Genomic DNA, 19,810 nt, shown 5'->3' on the forward strand with positions numbered 1-19,810 from the left:
CGTGCCCGGCCCGGTCTGTCTCGCCCTGTGGCCGCCTCAGCCGAGAGCGCGGCCGGGGAACCGGCCAGGGGCTCAGCCGGGGCGGCCGACGTTGCAGCCGGGGATGAGAAACTCGTCGAGTCGTCCGTCGTCGCCGCGCAGCACGGCGTGGGGGAGGTCGTCCAGCCAGTCGCGCACCAGGACGTCGGCCTCGCCCTCCATGCAGGCAGTGCAGGCATGTTCGTCCGGCGGCGGAAGTGCGACGTCGGCGAGCACACGCCGTGCGGCCTGGAGCTCCCGCTTGGCGCCGAGCTTCTCGAAGAGGGCCAGCGCCTCGGCCATGCTCTGCCTGCCCTCCTCACCCCCGGCGGCACGGCCGAGCGCCGACAGCGCCCTGGCCCGCGTTTCGGTGTCGCCGAGTTCCCCGGCGAGCGCGACCGCCCGCCGGCCCCACTCGACGGCCGACGGCCCGTGGCAGACCACGCACCTGTTCGCGTACGCCGTGCTGAGGTTCAGGAAGATGACGGCCTGCGCCGGACGGTCGTCGAGTTCGCGGGCGGTGGCCAGGGCGGCGCACAACTGCCACAGGATGTACGTCGGCGTGCTCCTCGGACGGCCCGCGAGGTAGGTGAGCGCGAGGTTGGTCCGCGCGTGCATGAGGACGGCGGGATGGCCCAGTCCGCGCGTGCCGAGAATCTGGAGCAGCGTGACGGCCTCGGTCAGCACCTTCGCCGCCTCCGCGTGACGCCGCCTCGCGCGCAGCGTGTCGCCCAGTGCGACGGCCGCGTGCGCCCTGCCGCGCAGGTCGCCCGCAAGGGTGCAGATACGCAGGTCGCGGCGATGGCAGTTCTCTGCCTTCACCAGTAACCCCATCCGCAGGTACGTCAGCCCGAGGTTGTGCAGGATCCGACCTCGGGCCCGCTCGTCGGTGGCCAGGTCGAGGGCCGTTTTCAGGTGCGCGACCGAGTCCTCGTAGCGCCCCGTGAGGCGACAGGCGTTGCCCAGGTCCGCCTCGACCGCGAGCACGGCGCGTGGCCCCAGCCGTCCGGCCGCGTCCAGGGCGACCGGCGCCATGGCGAGCCACTCGTCCGTGAGCCGGCGAAACTCGAAGTAGGCGGGAAGGGTCACCGCGAGCGCGTGCGACCGCTTCCAGTCGCCGCGCCCGGCGGCGGCGGTGACGGCCGCGACGAGAACCCGCGCCTCGGCGTCCAGCCACGCCACCGCCTCCTCCCGCGAGGCGAACGACGAATTCTGCCGGGCACGCTCCTCCGGCTGGGTCAGCCACGCCACGGCGGCGGGTGCCCGCGCGCAGTAATGGCCCAGGAGCCGGTCGAACGCCTCGTCCCGCCGGTCGGGCCCGGACCGGTCGCGTGCCCGCTCCCCGGCGTACAGGCGGACGAGGTCGTGCATGCGCCACCGGCCGTACGCGTCGCCGCGCTCGACGAGATGCGCGCGGTGCAGGGACTCCAGCAGGCGGCGGGCCGGTCTCTCGTCGAGGCCAGCGGCGACGGCGGCCGTCTCGGTGGACAAGTCGGGGCCGGGGCAGGCGGTCATCAGCCGGAACACCCGGGCCTCCTCCGCGCCGAGCCGGCGGTAGGACAGCTCGAAGGCGGCGCGCACCGCACGGTCCTCGTACGTGAGCTCGTCGAGCCGGGTGGCCTCCTCCTTCAGGTCCTCCGCCATCGCGTGCAGAGGACGGGCCGGGTCGGCGGTGAGCAACGCGGCGACGATGCGCAGAGCCAGCGGAAGCCCGGCGCACAGACGGGCGACGTCCGCCGCCTCGGCGGGCTCGCGGGCGACCCGGGTGTCGGCGTCGCCCCGGGCCAGGCGGAGCCGCCGGGCCAGGAGATCCACGGCCGCGCCGGGCTCGAGCATGCCGAGGTCGAGGACCCGCGCCCCCACGTCCAGCGTGTGCCGGGAGGTCACCAACACCTTTCCGGTGCCGGGCAGCAGCGGCCGCACCTGCTCGGCCGAGGAGGCGTTGTCGAGGACCAGCAGGATCGGGCGGCCCTCCCCGGCGTACGCGTCCAGCACCGTCGCGAACAGCCGGGCCCGGTCCTGGATGTCCGGAGGGATGCGTCCGGTATCCAGGCCCAGCGCCCGCAGCAGCCCTCCAAGCACCCGGCCCGGCCGCGCCCCGCACTGGTCGCCGTGGTCGGCGTCGTGGTCGGCGCTGTGGCCGTGGTTGGCGCTGTGGTCGTGGTCGTAGGGGTCCCTGTAGCCGTGGAGGTCGGTGAACAGCACGCCGCCGGGAAACCAGCCGCGCTCTCGCGCGATGTGTGCGGCCTGCAGGGCGAGCTCGGTCTTGCCGGCGCCGCCGAGGCCCGTTACGAGGGCGATACGAGGGCGGAGCGGCTCGTCACCCGTACCGGCAGCGCCCTCTCCGGAACCCGCGTGCCCGGTACTGACGTCCCCGGTACTGACGTCCCCGGGGTTGGGGCCCTCGGGCGGACCGAGCACGTCGAGTAGCGCGGCCAGCTCGGTGTCCCTGCCCGTGAACCCCTGTGTCGGCAAGGGCGCGCCGGACAGCGCCGGGGTCACCTCTGGCGGAAGCTGAACCGTGATGGTGTGGCCCTGGACCACCGTGTTGAGGAAAAGGCCGCCGCTGATCGTGTTGCGGGTGACCGCCACGCGTTCAGTCCTTCCGCTCGCGCTCGCGGGGAGCGGCCGGGCCCGGACCGGACGCGGCCGGTCCGGTGACGGTGTGCCCCTGGACGACCGGGCCGTGGAACGTGCCGCCACTGATCTCGTTGTGAACTCCGCTGCTCACTGTGCCTGTCTCGGCGCCGGTCCCAGTGCCGGTCCCAGTGCCGGTTCCAGTGCCGGTTCCAGTGCCGGTCCCGGTGCGGGTCCCGGTTGCGGCGGCGGCTCTGTTCGCGGCGTCGTTCCCCGGAGCGCCCGTGCCGCTCGCCGGGGTGCGCGCATGTTCCCGGTGGGTCAGCAGCAGCCCCCAGACTCCGACGGCCAGGCTGACGAGACCGACGAAGAGCCCGAGCACGCTCGCGAGTTTGTCAGCGTTGTCCAGGCCGACCGAGGAGAGGTACACGGCGAGTGCCGTACCGGCGCCGAGCGCGGCGATCCCGCCGGCCCATGTGAGAACACGTCCGCGCATGCTTCCATCATCGTCGGGCCGGAGCGTTCGGGTCGATGACTCGTCGGCTTTCCGCCGCCTGCTGTGGTGGCTGTTGTGGTGGTTGCTTCGTGCGTGCTTCAGGGATGCCGCTGAGCGCTTCAGTGCCTGCTTCGCCGGACGCTTCGCGGAGAAGTGGCGTGGGCGCGGCTCGCCCTGCCACTCGTCCTGCCCCGCGCTCTGCCGTCCCTCCTGCCGTCGCTCCTGCCGTCCCGCCTGGCTCCCGTCCTGGCTTCCGCACTGCCACTCGTCCTGCCGGTGGCCGCTGGTGCGCCGCGCGCACCCGTGCGGCCGGGCGTGCGGCCGGGCATACGGGCCGCGGAGGCGACCGGCGGGTTGTGGCCCAGAACGCGGGCGAAGGTCCGGGCGACGTCAGGGCCGAAGACCCGGGCGAAGGTGTGGGAGAAATCGTGGCCGGCCGTGGGAAAGCGCATCGTGGTGACGGCAGGGACGGCCCGGCCGCCTCCCGCGGCCAAGGGAATCCGGCCGCCTCCGGCGGCGAAGGGAATCCGGCCGCCTCCGGCGGCGAAGGGAATCCGGCCGCCTCCGGCGGCGAAGGGGAGCCTTCCGGGTCCGGCCGCGAGAGGGTGGCCGCCGTTCACCGGCGCGGGGGTGGCCCGGCTCCCCGCGCCGCCTGAGGCCGTACCCCCCGCTTGGGAGGCCGCGCCGTCGTGCCGCCGGTGTTCGGCCTCCCGCTTCTTCTTCTCCTTCTGCTTCTTGCGTTGCTTCTCCAGCGCCTCCTTCAGACCCGGCGTGAAGCCGCCGCCGAACCGGGACATGTCCGGCGGGGTGAAGTCGTACGCCGGGGTGCCCCGCAGGGCGGCGCGCATGGAGTCCACCCAGATCGGGCCGGGCAGCGAGGCGCCCTGCACAGCGCCGTAGTACCGGCCGCCGATGGTGACGCCGGTGAGCGGGTAGCGGTAGGAGCCGCGGATGTCGCCGACGCTGACGGCGGCGGCCAGGCCGGGCGTGTAACCCGCGAACCAGGCCGAGGTGTAGCCGTTGTTCGTGCCCGTCTTGCCCGCGGCCGGGCGGCCGATGGACTGGCCGCGCATCGTGCCCTTGCTGAACACTCCCGTGAGCACGTGGCTCACCGCGTCGGCGACGGCCGGCTCCAGCGCGGTCACGCAGGCGGGTGGCACCTCGGTCCGGGTGCCGTCGTGCTCCACGACCGCCGCGATGGCCATCGGCCTGCAGTAGAGGCCACGGGCGGCCAGCGCCGCGTAGGCCGCCGCCACGGTCGTGGGGTCCATCTCGTTGGCGCCCAGCGTGAAGGTCGGCACCTCGCGGAGCGGCGTGCCGTCCGCCCGCCGGATGCCGAGCGATCGGGCTGTCGTGACCACGTCGCACAGCCCCACCTCGCGCTCCAGCCGCATGTAGAAGATGTTGACCGACTGCCAGGTGCCCATCTCCAGGCTGTACGGCCCGCCGCCGCCCTCACCGCCGGCGTTGTGGATGACCGTGCGGGGGTCGTTCACCGCCCTGCCCGAGCAGTCGCGGTAGCCGTACGACGGCACGTACGAGCCGGGGATGGTGAAGCCGTCACCGAACCGCATCCCCTGCTTCAGCGCGGTGGCCAGCGTGAACACCTTGAACGTCGAACCCGCCTGGAGGCCGAGCCCGCCGCCGTGCGCGACGTCGGCCGCGAGGTTGTAGGTGGTGTTTCGCCCGAGGTCGCGGTCGTGCGGGTTGCGCCCGTACCGCTTGCTCACCGCCATGGCGCGGATGCGCCCGGTGCCCGGCTCGATCATCGTCTCCGACGCCACCTGGTTGTCGCGTGGGCTGACCCGCGCGGCGACGGCCCGGCCCGCGGCCCGCTGCGCGGCCGGGTCGATGGTCGTCCAGATCGTGAGGCCGCCCCGCTGGAGGCGCCGTTCCCGGTCGGCCCTGGTGTAGCCGAACGCCGGGTTCGTCAGCACCTCCCGCTCGACGTACACGCAGAAGAAGGGGTAGGCGCTGCCCGCGCAGCCGCCGGGCTCGGGACGCAGGTGCAGCGCCAGCGGCGTGGCCGCCGCGTCGCGGGCCCGGTCCCGGCCGACCAGCCCGAGCTCGGCCATCCGGCTCAGGACGAGGTCGCGCCGGGCGCGCAGCCGGTCTCTGTGGTCGTCGCCCAGGGAGGGGTCCGTGTCGTACGGCGTGCGCACGGCGCCGGCCAGCGTCGCCGCCTGCGTCAGCGTGAGGTCGGCGGCGTCGACCCCGAAGAACCGCCGGGCCGCCGCCTGGACCCCGAAGGCGCCCGCGCCGAAGTACGCGATGTTGAGGTAGCGCTCCAGGATCTGGTCCTTGGTGTACTTGCGTTCCAGCGCCAGCGCGTACCGCAGCTCGTCCAGTTTGCGGCGGAAGGTGCGTACGAGGGCCTGCGCCCGCTCCTGCTCCGTCTCGGCCTGGTTGAGCATGATGTTCTTGACGAGCTGCTGGCTGATGGACGAGCCGCCCTGCCGGATGCCGCCCGCCTGGGTGTTGGTGACGAGGGCCCGCAACGTGCCCTTGAGGTCCAGACCGCCGTGCTCGTAGAACCGGGAGTCCTCGATGGCCACGATGGCCTGCCGCATGACCGGGGCGACCATGCTCAGCGGCACCGACTGCCGGTTCTGGTAGTAGAACTGCGCGATCTGCCGGCCGTCGCGGTCGAGCAGCCGCGTCATCTCGGGCAGCGGCTCCTCGCGCAGCGGCGCGGGCAGCTCGGTGAACGCGGACGCGGCACGCTTGGCCGCCAGACCGGCCCCGCCCACGAAGGGCATGACCAGCCCGGCGACCAGTCCGCCCCCGGCCGCGCCGCACAGGCTCAGCGAGAGGACGGCGCGGCCGAGACTGACGTGGCCGAGGAGACGAGAGGTCACGGGATATCAGTGCGACCTCCGGCGTTTTCCCAAACCCGGGAGGCGGAAAGCTTTACGTCAGCCTGTTGATCTTCAACCCGAGGGAGGTGAACTGTTCGAACGGCCTGTGGTATCCGCGTTCGATGTGGTTGACGCCGCGCAGGGTCGAGGTGCCCTCGGCGACGGCGGCGGCCAGCACCGCGGAGAACCCGGCGCGGATGTCGGGGAGCGTGACGTCGGCCCCGCGCAGGCTGGAGATGCCCCGCACGACCGCCGAGTGCTTGGCGTTGGTGTCGTGGTAGCGGCAGGCCGGTCCGCCGAGGCACTGGGCGAACACCTCGATCTCGCACCCCATCTTCTGCAGCGCGGGCACGTACACCAACCGGTTCTCGAAGACCGTCTCGTGCAGCACCGACATGCCCTCGGCGCGGGTGAACAGCACCATGAGCGGGGTCTGCCAGTCCGTCATGAAACCGGGATGGGTGTCGGTCTGCACCGCCGCCGCGCGCAGGCCGTCCGGGGCGGAGGCGCACAGCCAGTCGTCGGTTATCTCGAACCGCGCGCCCATCCGGGCGAGCGTCGTGATGGCCGTGACCAGCCGGTCCTGGTGACAGCCGTGCACCCGCACCTCGCCGCCCGTCACCAGCCCCGCCACGAGGTACGAGAACGCCTCGATGCGGTCGCCGGCCAGCCAGGTGGAGGCGCCGTGCAGGCGCTCGACGCCCTCGATGACGATGCGCCGATCGGGGCTGAGCTCGATCATCGCGCCCATGCGCTGGAGGAACAGCGCGAGTTCGACCACCTCCGGCTCCATGGCCGCGCCCTTGATGACGGTCTTGCCCTCGGCGAGGACGGCGGTCATGAGGATCGTCTCGGTCGCGCCCACACTGGGATAGGGGAGCGAGATGCGGCTGCCGCGCAGCCGCGCCGCCTTGGCCGAGATGCCGTTGTCGCCGACCTCGATCTCCGCGCCCATCGACCGCAGCGCCTCGACGTGGAAGTTCACCGGCCGCCTGCCGATCGGGTCGCCGCCGACGAGCGGCACGAACGCCTCGCCCGCCAGGTGCAGCAGCGGGCCGAGCATCAGGATCGGGATGCGGTTGAGGCCGGTGTACTCCTCCGGCACCCGCGGCCGTATGTCGCTGCCCCGCTCGATGGTGATCTCACCGGGGGTGATGTCCACATGGATGCCGAGGGCTTCGAGCATTGCGGCGGTCAGCCCCACCTCGCCGACCTCCGGCGCGTTCTGCAGGGTGCTCGGACCGGTCCCGAGCATCGCCGCCACCATGTGCTTGGAGACCGCGTTCTTCGATCCCCGGACCTCCACGTCGCCCCGCAGCGGGCCCGACGGGTCGATCTGCCATACCTCTTCGCTCACTCGGCCTCCTTGGCCCCACACCGTGCCGTGCGTCCCCCGCACTCGGTGCTGCAAGAGTACGGGACCGAATTCGATCGCTATGTGAGTACTATCGGGACGGTGCGGCATGTGAGGGGCAATCTGGCGACAGTCGTGGTGACCGTCCTGGTGCTGGCCCTCCTGGGTGTCGTCGCGGGGTACGTGTGGTCGGTGCTCGCCCCCGGCACGCGCTATGTGCTCATCGAGGGGACACGGCAGCCCCTCGACCCCGAGACGCAGTCGCTCATCGAGGCCGACGGATGGTTCGCCGTGGTCACCGGCGCGTTCGGCCTGGCCTCCGGCATCGCGGGGTACGTGCTGTCGCGCCGTCACCCGCCGGTCGAGGTGCTCGTCGGGCTTGCCGCCGGCGGCCTGCTCGCCGGGTACGTCGCCCTGATGGTCGGCACGTCCGCGAAGGGAACCGTCCAGGCGGCGGGACCCGGCGGCTTCACCACCACGACGTCCCTGGGAGTCACGGCGTACGGCGTGCTGTTCGCCTGGCCCCTGCTGTCCACCGCGGTCTTCTGGGTCGTCGAGTTCGCCGTGAGCTACCGTCAGCGCGAAGCCTGACGGTAGCGGCGCCGGACGGCTCCACACCGGCGGACCTGCTCTTTCGCCCCGCTCTTTCGCTCGGTCTTTCGTGCGGTGAGGAGCCGGTCCGGCACGGGTGCCTCCGTTACCCGTGCCGGACCGGAGTCAGGGGGTCGCGACCGCCCTCCGGCACAAGCCTGTCGTGCGCCGGACCGGCACGACAACCGGTTTCAGGCCTGCCTGAAAGGGGCCGGGCGGCAGAGGCTCGCAACCGGCGGATTCAACGGCAGTATCGTGATCAGTGTCATGCTGAAACTGGAGTTCACCGACGCCGACCTGCGCCAGATCACCGTGGCCGCCGCTCCTGACGCGGTGCTGGAAACGGCCCTCAGCGTGCGCCGGTTGCGTACCGGGCCCGGAGCCGGGACACGGTCGAGCCCCGGCTTGCGGCGGCTGCGCCACGTGGTGAACGGCAGCCTGGCGGCGCGGGCGGGGGTGCTCCTGGAGGTGGTCCCGCCCGACGGCTTCCTCCCGGATTTCCTGCTCCAGCCGGAGGCGCGTGACTTCGCCACCGGCGTCGAACTCGTCGGCCAGGTGCCGGCGAACCTGCTCGCCGCCGACCTCAGCGAGCTGCCCGCGTCTCCGCGGCCGAGCCGCTGGCTGCGGGAGCTGGCCTCCGGGGACGCCGCGGCACGGCGGACGCTCGCCGCCGACCTGCACAACTACTTCGGCTCGTCGCTGGCTCCCATGTGGCCGCTGGTCCAGGCCGGTGTCACCGCCGACCGCTCCCTGCGCGCCGAGACCCTGCTTCGCGGCGGCATCGACGCGTTGCTCGCCACGATCAGCCCCGGGTGGCACTGGCAGCCTCCCGTGCTGGAGATTCCCTCGCCGCTCGACTATCACATCCCGCTGTGCGGCCGCGGGCTGCTGCTGGTCCCCTCGTACTTCGCGCCGAAGGTCCTGCTGACCTGGCGTCCCGACCAGCCCACCGTGCTGGTCTACCCGCTGTGCCAGGACTACAGGGCCGGCTTCGCCGATGCCCTCGGCCCGCTGCTCGGGCGTACCCGGGCGGCGATCCTGGCCGCGCTGCGCGATCCGGCGACGACGACCGCCCTGGCGGAGCGGGTGGGGGTGTCGCTCGCCTCCGCCAGCCAGCACGCCACGGTCCTGCGCAACGCCGGGCTGGTCGCCACGACCCGGTCCGGCGGAGCCGTCCTGCACGCGCTGACCCCGTTGGGTGCGGCCCTCCTGCGGGGCGACGCGGCCGCCGGCTGAGCCGCACCGGCCGGATCTCCCACGCGCTGCGTCACCTGTTTACCGCGTCACCTGTTTACCGCGTCACCTGTTCGGCGGTCACCCTGTCGGCTCGGGCAGCCGGGGAGCGGTCCGCCAGAAGCCGGTCGCCTGCTCGAACGCGTGCCCGAGGCGCAGGACGTCCATGTCGGCCCACGGCCGGCCGACGATCTGCAGGCCGACGGGGAGCCCGTCGGACGTGAAACCACAGGGCACCGACATCGCTGGCGCGTGCAGCACGCTGATCCAGTAGCAGGAGCGCATCCAGGCCAGATAGTCGGGCATCTCCACCCCGGCCACCTCCGTGACGTACGGCTGCCCGATCGGGAAGGGCGGCACCTGGCTCACGGGCGCCACCAGGAAGTCGTACCGTCCGAAGAAGCGCCGCATGCGGTGCCAGAGCCGGGTGCGCAGGCGCTCGGCCCGCCCGAGGTCGGCTCCGGTGACCTTCCGCCCCTGCTCCACGTTCCACGCCACGTTGGGGCCCACCTCAGGGAAGTCGCCGAAGGCGAGCGCGTAGTGCCACGACCGGTAGACGCGGAACGCCTCCTCCGCGTCGGACAGGTCCAGGTCCACCTGTTCGACCTTCACGCCGAGGCGGGTCAGCGCCTCCACCGCCCGCGCCGTCACCGCCGCGGTACGCGGGTCGACCGGCAGGCCCCCCAGATCTGGACTGAAGGCCACTCGGACGGACGTGAGGTCCATGTCCAGAGGTTCCGTGAAGGCTGACCCGTCCTCACGAATCGAAAGCGGCGAGACCGGGTCGAACCCGGCGATGGCCGACATGAACAGTGCCAGGTCGCCTGCTGTGCGGGCCATCGGTCCCGCGACGCTCAGCGTGAACCAGGCCGCCGTGGGCGACTTCGACGGCACCCGGCCGGGAGTCGGCCGCAGCCCCGCCACGTTGCAGAACGACGCGGGGTTGCGCAGCGAGCCGCCCATGTCCGAACCGTCGGCGAGCGGCACCATCCGGCAGGCCAGCGCCGCCGCGGCCCCGCCGCTGCTGCCGCCCGCGCTCTTCGACAGGTCGTAGGGGTTGCGGGTCGCGCCGAAGACCTCGTTGACCGTGTGCGACCCGGTGCCGAACTCGGGGGTGTTCGTCTTGCCGAGCGCGATCCCGCCCGCCTCGCGGATGCGCCGCACCAGCGGATCGTCCTCGACGGGAACGTGATCGGCGAACGCCCGCGAGCCGTACGTGGTCCGCACGCCCGCGGTGTCGGCGAGGTCCTTGTGCGCGACCGGGATGCCGTGCAGTGGGCCGCGCACCAGACCGCGTGCGAGATCCTCGTCGGCCCGTGCGGCCTGGTCGAGCGCCCGCTCAGCGGTTAATGTCACGATGGCATTGACCTGCGGATTCGTCTCCTCGATCCGCCGCAGGCACGCCTGCGTCAGCTCGACGGCGCTGACCTCCCGCGCCCGAAGCAGCGCGGCCATCTCCGTCGCCGTCAGGTCCGCCGGCCCGTCGTGGTGGCTGGCATGTCCGCCGTGTTCGCTCACATTTCCCCCGTTCCTCGGCTATCGCCAGTGTTGACGGGCGCGAGCCGTACCGGCGATGGCAACAGTCGACAGGTTCACACCCTGGCGATGGGGGCGGTCACCGCCTGCGCGAGCCGGACGAGGTTCTCCGGCGCGGTCTCGATCTGCAGGCCACGCCGCCCCGCGGAGAAGTAGACGGTCTCGAAGCCGAGCGCCGACTCGTCCACCACGGTCGGCAGCCGCTTGCGCTGGCCGAGCGGGCTGATGCCCCCGACGACGTAGCCGGTGATCCGCTCGACCTTGGCCGCGTCGGCCATGGCCGCCCGCTTGCCCTTGAGCGCCGCCGCGAACGCCTTGAGGTCGAGCTTGCCCGCCACCGGCACGACCGCGACCGCCAGACCCGCCTCGGTCTCCGCCACCAGCGTCTTGAAGATCCGCTCGTACGGCACTCCGAGCGCGTCGGCCGCCTCCTCGCCGTACGCCTGCGCATTCGGGTCGTGGTCATAGGGGTGGAGGGTGAATTCCGCCTTCGCCTGCGTGAGAGCGACCGTCGCCGGAGTGCTCTGGCCGCCCTTGCTCTTGGTCTTGCTCACGACCGCAAGCCTAACGGCGTCGCTCCCGCTGTCCCTCGTCCCCGCTGTCCCTCGTCCCCGCTGTCCCTCGTCCCCGCTGTCCCTCGTCCCCGCTGTCCCTCGTCCCCGCGGTCGCCCGCCCCGACTGCCTGCCGCCCCGCCTATGCCGATCCCGCCTGTGCCGATCCCGCCTGTGCCGACCCCGCGCGCAGTGCTTGTCCGTGCCCCGTCTGCCCGTGCCCCTCTGGCCGTTGCCCCGCCTGCCCATCCCCGGCTGTCCGTGCCGAACTTGCCCGCGCCGGTATTCCCTGGCGCCGGTCGGGGCAGGGCATGGGTTGGCCAGGGGTGGCCGTACCAGCGGGCTCACTCGCGTTGCCGGAAGGAGGCGAAGCGGCCAAGGTGGGTGAAGCCCCAGCGGTCTTCGCCGACCTTCCGCCGCAGGTAGCGGCCGGGACGGCGATAGCGGTCACGATTGTGGAACTGGCAGGCCGGTCCCAGCAGCTTCAGGTCGGTCAACCCTCCGCTGCTCCAGTTGTCGGCGTGGTCGATCTCGCACATCGTGGCGGGCAGCGGGCAGCCGTCCACCCAGCAGGTGGCGTATCGGGCGAAGACCGCCCGGCGCTGTGCGGTTGTGGCAAGGCGGACCTTCCGCCCCATGTCGAGCACCTGCCCGTCGGCGTCCATGACGATCCGGACCAGGGTGCTAGTACGAGCCAGACGGTGCACGCTGGAAACGGGGAGCATCTGCCCGGTCGCCAGCAACAACCCGGGCGCGGTTCCGAGCAGCGCCCATGCCAGAGCCGCCGGTGTGCCGGGCCCTCCCTCCGGTTCGTTCGGTGGTCCCTTCGGTTCGCCTGGTATCTCGCCAGGTCCGCCTGGTGTTTCTCCCGGCTCGCCTGGTGTCTCTCCTACGCAGTGGGACGCTCCGGGAGTTTCTTTCGACTGCTCCGGCTCCGGCTCCGGCCCTGGCACAGCTCCGGGCGGCGTCCCCGTGGCTGCTTCGCCTGCGCGCCGCGAGTTGCCGTGCTCATCTCCATGCTCATCTGCGCGCTCACCAGAGGGCCCACCAGAGGGCCCGCGAGGGCAGGGGCGGCAGGCGTCATGAACGGGGTCGGATTGGGGGCTGTCACCCGAAACCCGGTCAGCAAGACCGTCGTCGGCCGTAGCGGAACTCTCCGGGCCGCTGTTCCGGGAGCAGCCAGATTCGGCCTTCTTCGCGCGGACCGGCTCCTCGCCGGGAACAGGGCTCTCGGCGGGAACAGGGCTCTCGGCAGGAACAGAGCCCTCGGCGGGCACGGGGCCATCGGTGGGAAGGGACTCGGCTCTGACCATCACAAGCAGTTCGGCGGCGACCTTCTGCCCGAGGAGCGCGATGAAGGCGTCCGCGTTGCGTACCCGTCGCGGCCGGTCATCGCCCTCGGCTCTGGGCTTGCCGTATGTCTGCAGCAACGCCATCAGGCGCGCGGCCGCCTCGCGGGGAAGATAGAACTGCCCTTCCACTCCGCCGTTCTTGGTCGGACGTACCGTCATGAAACGCCGCTGGTAGTCGGCTTGCTCATCCTGTTCTTCCCCGTCAGGATCCAGCACCGCCCGCAGGTACCGTCCCGCCTTGGATACCTCTGCGGCGGTCGCCTTTTTGGCCAGCTCCACCAGAATCGGCTCGGCCAGCGCGGCATTCTCGTCCGACAGCCCGGCCGTCGCGGCGCAGATGGCCTCCGCCACCCCGGCCGTCATCTCGCCTGCGGCGAACCGCCGCGCCACATCCGGCAGCCGGGGCAGCTCCTCGCTGAGAGTCAGCAAACGACTCGCTCCGGGCGTGCTCATTCCGCCGGCGGTGCGCAACCAGGTGCGCGTGGAGGCGTGCCCATGCTGCTTGGCCTCTCCCGTTCTATGTACGCGGCCGACACGCTCGGCCAGCGCACTTGTGATCCGGTCGCGGGCGAACAGCAGGTCCTCGGCTTCGGCCATGCAAATCTCCGCCGCATCCGGCGCCGGCATCAACGCCAACGCCTGCGCCGTCTCTCGCAACGATGCCACCAGCATCCAAGACGACCGTCCCCGGCCGCTGGCACGACCACCGGCGTCGGCATCCGCCGAAGCCTTGGTGTCATCAGATCCAATGCCATCAGATCCAGCGCCATCAAATTCACGGTCGCTGGGTCCGCTATCCCCGGGCGCGCTGCTGGTGTATTCGTGGTCAGCGCCAGGACCGGCCGTCCCGCCGCCGGTCGCGTCGTGTTCGGTGTCATCGCATTTATTCGAACGATGAAGGTCGCCAGGATCAAAGCCGAACAGGCCCATGGCACCTCCTCATCTTCTTATTCGAAACCCTGTATGAATTCTCCCATGCCTCCTGCTGTCGAGAACAGCCTCGACCATTGAATTGTTGGAGTTACAGGTCACCGTCGATGAAAAGGATTTTCAGTGATATTTTCCAAATTCGACCATTTTTGTCCCGTGCTGTGAGCGCGCCTGTGGCGGCACCCCAGAGGGTGAAACGCACGATGGCAGCCGCGCGGGTGGGATGGGCAGGGCCGCGGCGGCGTAGGCGGCGTATAGGGGTGGGTAGGCCTCGGTGCCGTCCGTCCGGGCGGTGCAGGCCCAGGCGCAGGGAGGGGTGCGGCAGAGGCGGTGTGGTCGGGGCGCGGGCTGCGGCCGGGCGCCGCGTTCTGAGTGGCGGCGCAAACGTGTCAGGCCTCGGTGCCGTCCGGCCGGGCGGTGCAGACCCAGGCGCAGGGAGGGTGCGGCGGGCTCAGTCTGGTTGGGCCGCGGGCCGCGTCAGGGCGCTGTCAGGGCGTCGCACCAGGCCGCCGCGTCTGCGCTGTCAAGGTGCCGCGCCAGGGCACCACGTCAGAGGGCTGTCCGGGTGCCGCGCCGGGCCGCCGCCTCTGAGCGCTGTCCGGGTGCCGCGCCAGGGCCGCCGCAGCTAAGTGCTGTCAGGGCGCCTGCCAGTGCGCCGCATCTGCGCTGTCAGGGCGCCGCGTCTGGGATGACGGCGAACACTGCCCGGGTCTCGGTGCCGTCCGGGAGGCGCCAGCCCGCCGTCACGTGTCCCTGAGCCCCCGTCGCGTTCTCTTCGCCGGGCCGCAGCACGCGGTTCACCCGGATCACCAGCCGTCCGTCCTGGTCCCGCTGCGGGTCTTCCCCCGAGCCTGCCCGTACGACCGAGTCTGCCTGTACGACCGAGCTCGCCCGTACGACGATGTCGGTGCATCGCGGACCGTCGGTCGCGGCCGTCGACGTGATCGGGCCGCTGATCGCCGGTCCCGTGAAGCCGCTGACGACGGAGGGGTCGGGGGTGTCGCTCACGCTCTGGGCCTGTGGCTCGGCCTCGCCCAGGAAGAGCGCCAGAAGTTGTGCGACGAGGACCGGGTCATGGGCGCCGTCGTAGACCCACCGAGGCCCCAGCACCCCGTGCTCCGTCGTACCGATGAGGGCGTGGTCCGCTCCGTCGAGCGGCGCCCCCCGGTAGCTGAGCGGCACGAGGTAGGAGAGCGGCTCGTCACCGGACTCGTCGGTGACGACCATGAACTCGATGCCGACCTCACCCTGCGGATCGTCCAGCCGGAAGCCGCCGGCCCTGGCGAGTTCCGGGCGGCGCTCCCCGCCTTCGTACCAGGGTTGGGCGGGAAGCCACGCGGTGAGGAGCTCCAGCTTGCCGGGTGTCAGCGTGGTCTTGTGGATGACAGCCATAGCTCGAAGCCCTCCGTCGCGATCTCGCCACCATGCCGTCCCCCGCCGCTGGTGCCGCGAGCCGGTGGTGATCAGGATCTTACAGGCGCCGGTGACGCGAGAGCTCAGGGGTGGATCACCTCCGTACCCGCCCTGGCCAGGGCGGACGCGAGGGCGGGCGGGGGCTCCGCGTCGGTGACGAGACCGGACGGGCCGTCCAGGCCGCACACCCGGTAGGCGGCGACCCTGCCGTGCTTCTCCGTGTCGGCGAGCACGTAGGTCCGCGCGGTGCGGGCGAGGATCACGCGCTTGGTCGCGACCTCGTCCACGAAGTAGTCGGTGAGCCCGGCGTGCGCGTCCACCCCGCCCGAGCCGAGGAAGGCGACGTCGGCGCGCAGGTCCTCGAAGAACTCCAGTGTCCGGGCGTTGGAGACGGCCAGGTCGCCCTGCCGGACGCGCCCGCCGGCCACGAGCACCTCGACGCCGGGACGGCCGGCGAGCTCGGCCGCCACCAGCAGCGAGCAGGTGGCGACCACCCCGCGGAAGGACGGGGGGACGGCCCGTGCGACGTGGACCGCCGTGGTCCCCACGTCGATGATCACCGTCTGTCTCGGCCGGAGCAGCCCCGCCGCGAGCCCGCCGATCACGGCCTTCGCCTCGGACTGGCTCGTCGAGCGCTCCAGGTAGGACAGCTCCTCGCCGGTGCCCGACGCCGCCGAGGTGGCCCCGCCGTGCACGCGGACCAGCAGCGCGCGGCGCTCCAGGACCGCCAGGTCGCGCCGTACGGTCTCGTGGGACACGCCGAGCAGCGCGGCCAGGTCCTCGGTGCGTACGGTCCCCTTCCGCCCGAGGCTTTCGATGATCCGCTGGTGGCGCTGGGCGGGAAGCACGAGACCCTCTTTCGACCGACCGAACATGACCGATGTCGCCCGAGAGTGTGGATCGGCGCCCGAAAACCTGTCAACCGCCGGGCCCGAACGCGGGTGGCCGGCACGACGCCCCAGCTCGGAAGGGGTGCGCGTGGCGGTGAAACGCCCGTCCCGAATGCTGGACACACGCGGATGCGCCTCTGGTCGTCCGTAGACTGGGACGGTGATTTCCCGTATCGACCTGCGCGGGTCCCTGCCCGGCGACCTGCGCGACGTGCTGCCGCGAGCCGAACTCGACGTCGAGGCCGCCCTGGAGAAGGTGCGGCCCATCTGCGAGGAGGTCCGCCATCGCGGCGCGGCGGCCGTACGGGAGCTGACCGCGCGGTTCGACGGCGTCGACATCGAGTCCGCCCGGGTGCCCGCCGAGGCGATCACCCGCGCGCTCGCGGAGCTGGACCCGGCCGTGCGCGCCGCGCTGGAGGAGTCGATCCGCCGCGCCCGCCTGGTCCATCGCGACCAGCGGCGCACCGACACGACCACGCAGGTCGTGCCGGGCGGCACGGTCACCGAGCGCTGGGTGCCGGTCGACCGCGTGGGGCTGTACGTCCCCGGCGGCCGGGCCGTCTATCCGTCCAGCGTGGTCATGAACGTCGTCCCGGCCCAGGAGGCCGGGGTCGCCTCGCTGGCCGTGGCCTCGCCCGCGCAGAAGGAGTTCGGCGGGCTGCCGCACCCCACGATCCTCGCCGCCTGCGCGCTGCTCGGCGTCGACGAGGTGTACGCGGTGGGCGGCGCCCAGGCCGTGGCGATGTTCGCCTACGGCACCGAGGAGTGCCGCCCGGCCACGATGGTGACCGGCCCGGGCAACATCTGGGTGGCGGCGGCCAAGCGCCTGCTCAAGGGCCGCATCGGCATCGACTCCGAGGCCGGCCCCACCGAGATCGCGATCCTCGCCGACGAGACCGCAGACCCCGCGCACGTCGCCGCCGACCTGATCAGTCAGGCCGAGCACGACGTGATCGCGGCGGCCGTCCTGGTCACCACCAGCCCCGAGCTGGCCGACGCGGTGGAGAAGGAGCTGCCCGGCCAGGTCGCCGCGACCCGCCACTCCGAGCGCATCACCGAGGCGCTGGCCGGCCGCCAGTCGGGCATCGTGCTCGTCTCGGACGTCGAGGACGGCCTGAAGGTCGTGGACGCCTACGCCGCCGAGCACCTGGAGATCCAGACCGCCGACGCCGCCGCTGTCGCCGCCCGCGTGCGCAACGCCGGCGCGATCTTCATCGGGCCGTATGCGCCGGTGTCGCTCGGCGACTACATGGCCGGGTCCAACCACGTGCTGCCGACCGGCGGCTGCGCCTGCCACTCCTCGGGACTGTCGGTGCAGACGTTCCTGCGCGGCATCCATGTCGTCGACTACAGCCGCGAGGCGCTGGCCGGGGCCGCGCCGTACGTGTGCGCGCTCGCCGACGCCGAGGACCTGCCCGCCCACGGCGCCGCCGTCCGCGCCCGCTTCGACTGGGAAGTGCCCGCATGACGACCCTCGACGACCTGCCGATCCGCGACGACCTGCGCGGCAAGCACCCGTACGGCGCGCCGCAGCTCGACGTGCCGGTCCAGCTCAACACCAACGAGAACCCCTACCCGCCGTCCGCCGCGCTGATCGACGATCTCGCCCAGGCCGTACGGCAGGGCGCGGCCACGCTCAACCGCTACCCCGACAGGGACGCCGTCGAGCTGCGCAAGGACCTCGCCGACTACCTCGGCCACGGGCTGACCGCACGCCAGATGTGGGCGGCCAACGGGTCCAACGAGATCATCCAGCAGATCCTCCAGGCGTTCGGCGGCCCCGGCCGCGCGGCCATCGGGTTCGAGCCGTCCTACTCGATGCACCCGATCATCGCGGGCGGCACGAACACCCGCTGGATCGAGGGCCTGCGCGAGGAGGACTTCGCGCTCGACCCCGCCGCCGCCGTGGCCGCGATCGAGGAGCACCGCCCGGACGTGGTGTTCCTGACCTCGCCGAACAACCCCACCGGCACGTCCCTGCCGCTGGAGGTGATCGAGCGGGTCCTCGCCGCCGCGCCCGGCATGGTCGTCGTGGACGAGGCGTACGCCGAGTTCGCCCGCACCGGCACGCCGTCGGCGCTGACGCTGCTGCCCGGCAACCCCCGGCTGATCGTGACGCGGACCATGTCCAAGGCGTTCGCGATGGCCGGCACCCGGCTCGGCTACCTCGCCGCCGACCCGGCGGTGGTCGACGCCCTGCTGCTGGTCCGCCTGCCGTACCACCTGTCGACGCTGACCCAGGCGGCGGCCCGGGTGGCGCTCGCGCACCGCGAGGAGCTGCTGAGCACGGTGGACGCGCTGCGCGCCGAGCGGGACGCCGCGGTGGACTGGCTGCGGGGTCGCGGCCTGACGGTCGCCGACTCGGACGCCAACTTCGTGTTGTTCGGCAGGTTTCCCGATCGGCGGTCCGTCTGGGAGGGACTGCTGGAGCGCGGGGTGCTGATCCGGGAGACCGGGCCCGCGGGCTGGCTGCGCGTGTCGGTCGGCACGCCGGAAGAGATGGCGGCGTTCCGCGCCGCGCTGGAAGGGGTCCTCGCATGACCGAGATCGACGCGCGCCGCGGCCGGGTCGAGCGTACGACGAAGGAGACGTCGGTGCTGGTCGAGGTGGACCTCGACGGCACCGGGATCGTCGACGTGGCGACCGGCGTCGGGTTCTACGACCACATGCTCGCCCAGCTGGGCAAGCACGGCCTGTTCGACCTCACCGTGAAGACCGAGGGCGACCTGCACATCGACGCGCACCACACGATCGAGGACACCTCGATCGCGCTCGGCGCGGCCTTCCGCGAGGCCCTGGGCGACAAGTCGGGCATCCGGCGGTTCGGCAGCGCCTCCTGCCCGCTGGACGAGGCGCTCGCGCAGGTCACCGTCGACCTGTCCGGCCGGCCTTACCTCGTCCACACCGAGCCCGAGAGCATGGCCCCGATGATCGGGCCCGACTACGACACGACCATGACCCGGCACATCCTGGAGTCGTTCGTCGCGCAGGCGGCGGTCTGCCTCCACGTGCACGTGCCGTACGGGCGCAACGCGCACCACATCGTGGAGGCGCAGTTCAAGGCGCTCGCGCGGGCGCTGCGGGAGGCGTCGGAGCGGGACCCGAGGGCGACCGGGGTGCCCAGCACCAAGGGCGTGCTCTGATGACCTTCGCGTCCGGTGGCATGATCTTCATCGCGCTCTTCCTGATCGGCGGGGTCGTCTCCGGCATCCGGCAGGGGATCAAGCTGCTGGCGGCGATCGCCGGCGTGGGCGCGGCCCTGGCACTGACCGCGGGAGTGATGTGGTGGCAATGAGCAGGCGTGTGGTGGTGCTCGACTACGGGTCGGGCAACCTCCGGTCCGCGGAGCGGGCGCTCGCCCGGGTGGGCGCCGACGTGACGGTCACCGCCGACTTCGACGAGGCCCTGGAGGCGGACGGGCTCGTCGTCCCCGGCGTCGGGGCGTTCGCCGCCTGCATGGAGGGGCTGAAGAGCGTGCGCGGCGACCAGATCGTGGGGCGCCGCCTGTCCGGTGGCCGGCCGGTGCTCGGCATCTGCGTCGGCATGCAGATCCTGTTCGGCAAGGGCGTCGAGCACGGCGTCCACACGGAGGGCTGCGGCGAGTGGCCGGGCACGGTCGAGCGGCTCGACGCGCCCGTGCTGCCCCACATGGGCTGGAACACCGTGACCGCCCCGGAGGGCAGCGCGCTGTTCCAGGGGCTGGACGAGGCGACCCGCTTCTACTTCGTGCACTCCTACGGGGTGCGGAAGTGGCTGCTCCAGACGGGCGACGGCTTCCGTGAACCGCTGGTCACCTGGGCCGAGCACGGCGTGCCGTTCGTGGCCGCCGTCGAGAACGGGCCGCTCATGGCGACCCAGTTCCACCCGGAGAAGTCCGGGGACGCGGGCGCCCGGCTGCTGTCCAACTGGCTCAACACGCTGTGAGCGTGCGCGGCCCGCGGAAACCCGGTACGGCGGTGCGACACTGGGGAGCGGCGGCGCGCGACACGGAGAAGAACACGGCGAGGAAC

At 72.2% G+C, this 19,810-nt stretch carries 16 protein-coding genes; 7 read left to right on the plus strand and 9 right to left on the minus strand.

What is annotated here, in order from left to right; translation table 11 throughout:
• Positions 1 to 72: 72 nt before the first annotated feature.
• The 4 genes from FED44_RS25625 to murA form a co-directional block, all read right to left on the minus strand.
• Positions 73 to 2,610: a tetratricopeptide repeat protein gene (locus tag FED44_RS25625; RefSeq protein ID WP_138462329.1), complete on the minus strand. Its 2,538-nt coding sequence runs from the start codon at positions 2,608 to 2,610 to the stop codon at positions 73 to 75.
• A 4-nt stretch (positions 2,611 to 2,614) separates the two neighbouring features.
• Positions 2,615 to 3,091: a hypothetical protein gene (locus tag FED44_RS25630; RefSeq protein WP_138462330.1), complete on the minus strand. Its 477-nt coding sequence runs from the start codon at positions 3,089 to 3,091 to the stop codon at positions 2,615 to 2,617.
• 119 nt (positions 3,092 to 3,210) lie between these two features.
• Positions 3,211 to 5,949, minus strand: coding sequence for a transglycosylase domain-containing protein (locus tag FED44_RS25635; RefSeq protein WP_138462331.1), 2,739 nt, complete (start codon positions 5,947 to 5,949; stop codon positions 3,211 to 3,213).
• Between the two features lie 52 nt (positions 5,950 to 6,001).
• The gene (gene murA, locus FED44_RS25640) at positions 6,002 to 7,306 is read right to left on the minus strand and encodes a UDP-N-acetylglucosamine 1-carboxyvinyltransferase (RefSeq protein WP_111697408.1); all 1,305 of its coding nucleotides are present in this window, start codon (positions 7,304 to 7,306) and stop codon (positions 6,002 to 6,004) included.
• A gap of 99 nt (positions 7,307 to 7,405) precedes the next feature.
• Here murA and FED44_RS25645 point away from each other — a divergent pair, with 99 nt between their 5' ends.
• Together FED44_RS25645 and FED44_RS25650 are read left to right on the plus strand one after the other, a co-directional pair.
• Positions 7,406 to 7,894 (plus strand): hypothetical protein, encoded by a 489-nt coding sequence (locus FED44_RS25645; protein ID WP_133305853.1) that lies wholly within the window; start codon positions 7,406 to 7,408, stop codon positions 7,892 to 7,894.
• 267 nt (positions 7,895 to 8,161) lie between these two features.
• Positions 8,162 to 9,130 (plus strand): ArsR/SmtB family transcription factor, encoded by a 969-nt coding sequence (locus FED44_RS25650; RefSeq protein ID WP_138462332.1) that lies wholly within the window; start codon positions 8,162 to 8,164, stop codon positions 9,128 to 9,130.
• Positions 9,131 to 9,208: 78 nt separating this feature from the next.
• Here FED44_RS25650 and FED44_RS25655 read toward each other — a convergent pair whose 3' ends face one another.
• From FED44_RS25655 to FED44_RS25675, 5 genes are all read right to left on the minus strand, one after another.
• Positions 9,209 to 10,645: an amidase gene (locus FED44_RS25655; RefSeq protein WP_244302261.1), complete on the minus strand. Its 1,437-nt coding sequence runs from the start codon at positions 10,643 to 10,645 to the stop codon at positions 9,209 to 9,211.
• 74 nt (positions 10,646 to 10,719) lie between these two features.
• A complete protein-coding gene (gene ybaK / locus FED44_RS25660) occupies positions 10,720 to 11,217 on the minus strand; it encodes a Cys-tRNA(Pro) deacylase (RefSeq protein ID WP_111697411.1) in 498 nt (165 codons plus the stop codon).
• A 342-nt stretch (positions 11,218 to 11,559) separates the two neighbouring features.
• On the minus strand, positions 11,560 to 13,497 hold the full coding sequence (locus tag FED44_RS25665; RefSeq protein ID WP_138462333.1) for an HNH endonuclease signature motif containing protein: 1,938 nt from the start codon (positions 13,495 to 13,497) through the stop codon (positions 11,560 to 11,562).
• Positions 13,498 to 14,166: 669 nt separating this feature from the next.
• Positions 14,167 to 14,889, minus strand: a complete 723-nt coding sequence (locus FED44_RS25670) for a maltokinase N-terminal cap-like domain-containing protein (RefSeq protein ID WP_138462334.1) — start codon at positions 14,887 to 14,889, stop codon at positions 14,167 to 14,169.
• A 104-nt stretch (positions 14,890 to 14,993) separates the two neighbouring features.
• Positions 14,994 to 15,758: a DeoR/GlpR family DNA-binding transcription regulator gene (locus FED44_RS25675; protein WP_138462335.1), complete on the minus strand. Its 765-nt coding sequence runs from the start codon at positions 15,756 to 15,758 to the stop codon at positions 14,994 to 14,996.
• A gap of 202 nt (positions 15,759 to 15,960) precedes the next feature.
• On the opposite strand from FED44_RS25675, the gene hisD reads away from it, so the two are divergent.
• From hisD to hisH, 5 genes are read left to right on the plus strand one after another with little or no spacing between them, the layout of a single operon-like run.
• Positions 15,961 to 17,268, plus strand: coding sequence for a histidinol dehydrogenase (hisD, locus tag FED44_RS25680; RefSeq protein ID WP_111697415.1), 1,308 nt, complete (start codon positions 15,961 to 15,963; stop codon positions 17,266 to 17,268).
• The gene (locus FED44_RS25685) at positions 17,265 to 18,341 is read left to right on the plus strand and encodes a histidinol-phosphate transaminase (RefSeq protein ID WP_138462336.1); all 1,077 of its coding nucleotides are present in this window, start codon (positions 17,265 to 17,267) and stop codon (positions 18,339 to 18,341) included. The genes hisD and FED44_RS25685 overlap by 4 nt, the downstream gene beginning before the upstream one ends.
• A complete protein-coding gene (gene hisB, locus FED44_RS25690) occupies positions 18,338 to 18,943 on the plus strand; it encodes an imidazoleglycerol-phosphate dehydratase HisB (RefSeq protein WP_111697417.1) in 606 nt (201 codons plus the stop codon). The genes FED44_RS25685 and hisB overlap by 4 nt, the downstream gene beginning before the upstream one ends.
• The gene (locus FED44_RS36030) at positions 18,943 to 19,095 is read left to right on the plus strand and encodes a hypothetical protein (protein WP_165900426.1); all 153 of its coding nucleotides are present in this window, start codon (positions 18,943 to 18,945) and stop codon (positions 19,093 to 19,095) included. Before hisB ends, FED44_RS36030 begins: the two co-directional genes overlap by 1 nt.
• A complete protein-coding gene (gene hisH / locus FED44_RS25695) occupies positions 19,092 to 19,724 on the plus strand; it encodes an imidazole glycerol phosphate synthase subunit HisH (RefSeq protein WP_111697418.1) in 633 nt (210 codons plus the stop codon). Before FED44_RS36030 ends, hisH begins: the two co-directional genes overlap by 4 nt.
• Positions 19,725 to 19,810: the final 86 nt, after the last annotated feature.

The sequence above is a fragment of the Microbispora triticiradicis genome, assembly GCF_005864065.1.
Classification (GTDB): Bacteria; Actinomycetota; Actinomycetes; order Streptosporangiales; family Streptosporangiaceae; genus Microbispora; species Microbispora triticiradicis.

Excerpts from the sequence above, each read along its gene's own strand:
- FED44_RS25670 (WP_138462334.1), bottom strand. The coding sequence starts at position 14,889 with ATGGCTGTCATCCACAAGACCACGCTGACACCCGGCAAGCTGGAGCTC.
- FED44_RS36030 (WP_165900426.1), top strand. The coding sequence starts at position 18,943 with ATGACCTTCGCGTCCGGTGGCATGATCTTCATCGCGCTCTTCCTGATC.
- FED44_RS25685 (WP_138462336.1), top strand. The coding sequence starts at position 17,265 with ATGACGACCCTCGACGACCTGCCGATCCGCGACGACCTGCGCGGCAAG.
- FED44_RS25665 (WP_138462333.1), bottom strand. The coding sequence starts at position 13,497 with ATGGGCCTGTTCGGCTTTGATCCTGGCGACCTTCATCGTTCGAATAAA.
- FED44_RS25650 (WP_138462332.1), top strand. The coding sequence starts at position 8,162 with ATGCTGAAACTGGAGTTCACCGACGCCGACCTGCGCCAGATCACCGTG.
- hisH (WP_111697418.1), top strand. The coding sequence starts at position 19,092 with ATGAGCAGGCGTGTGGTGGTGCTCGACTACGGGTCGGGCAACCTCCGG.
- FED44_RS25630 (WP_138462330.1), bottom strand. The coding sequence starts at position 3,091 with ATGCGCGGACGTGTTCTCACATGGGCCGGCGGGATCGCCGCGCTCGGC.
- hisB (WP_111697417.1), top strand. The coding sequence starts at position 18,338 with ATGACCGAGATCGACGCGCGCCGCGGCCGGGTCGAGCGTACGACGAAG.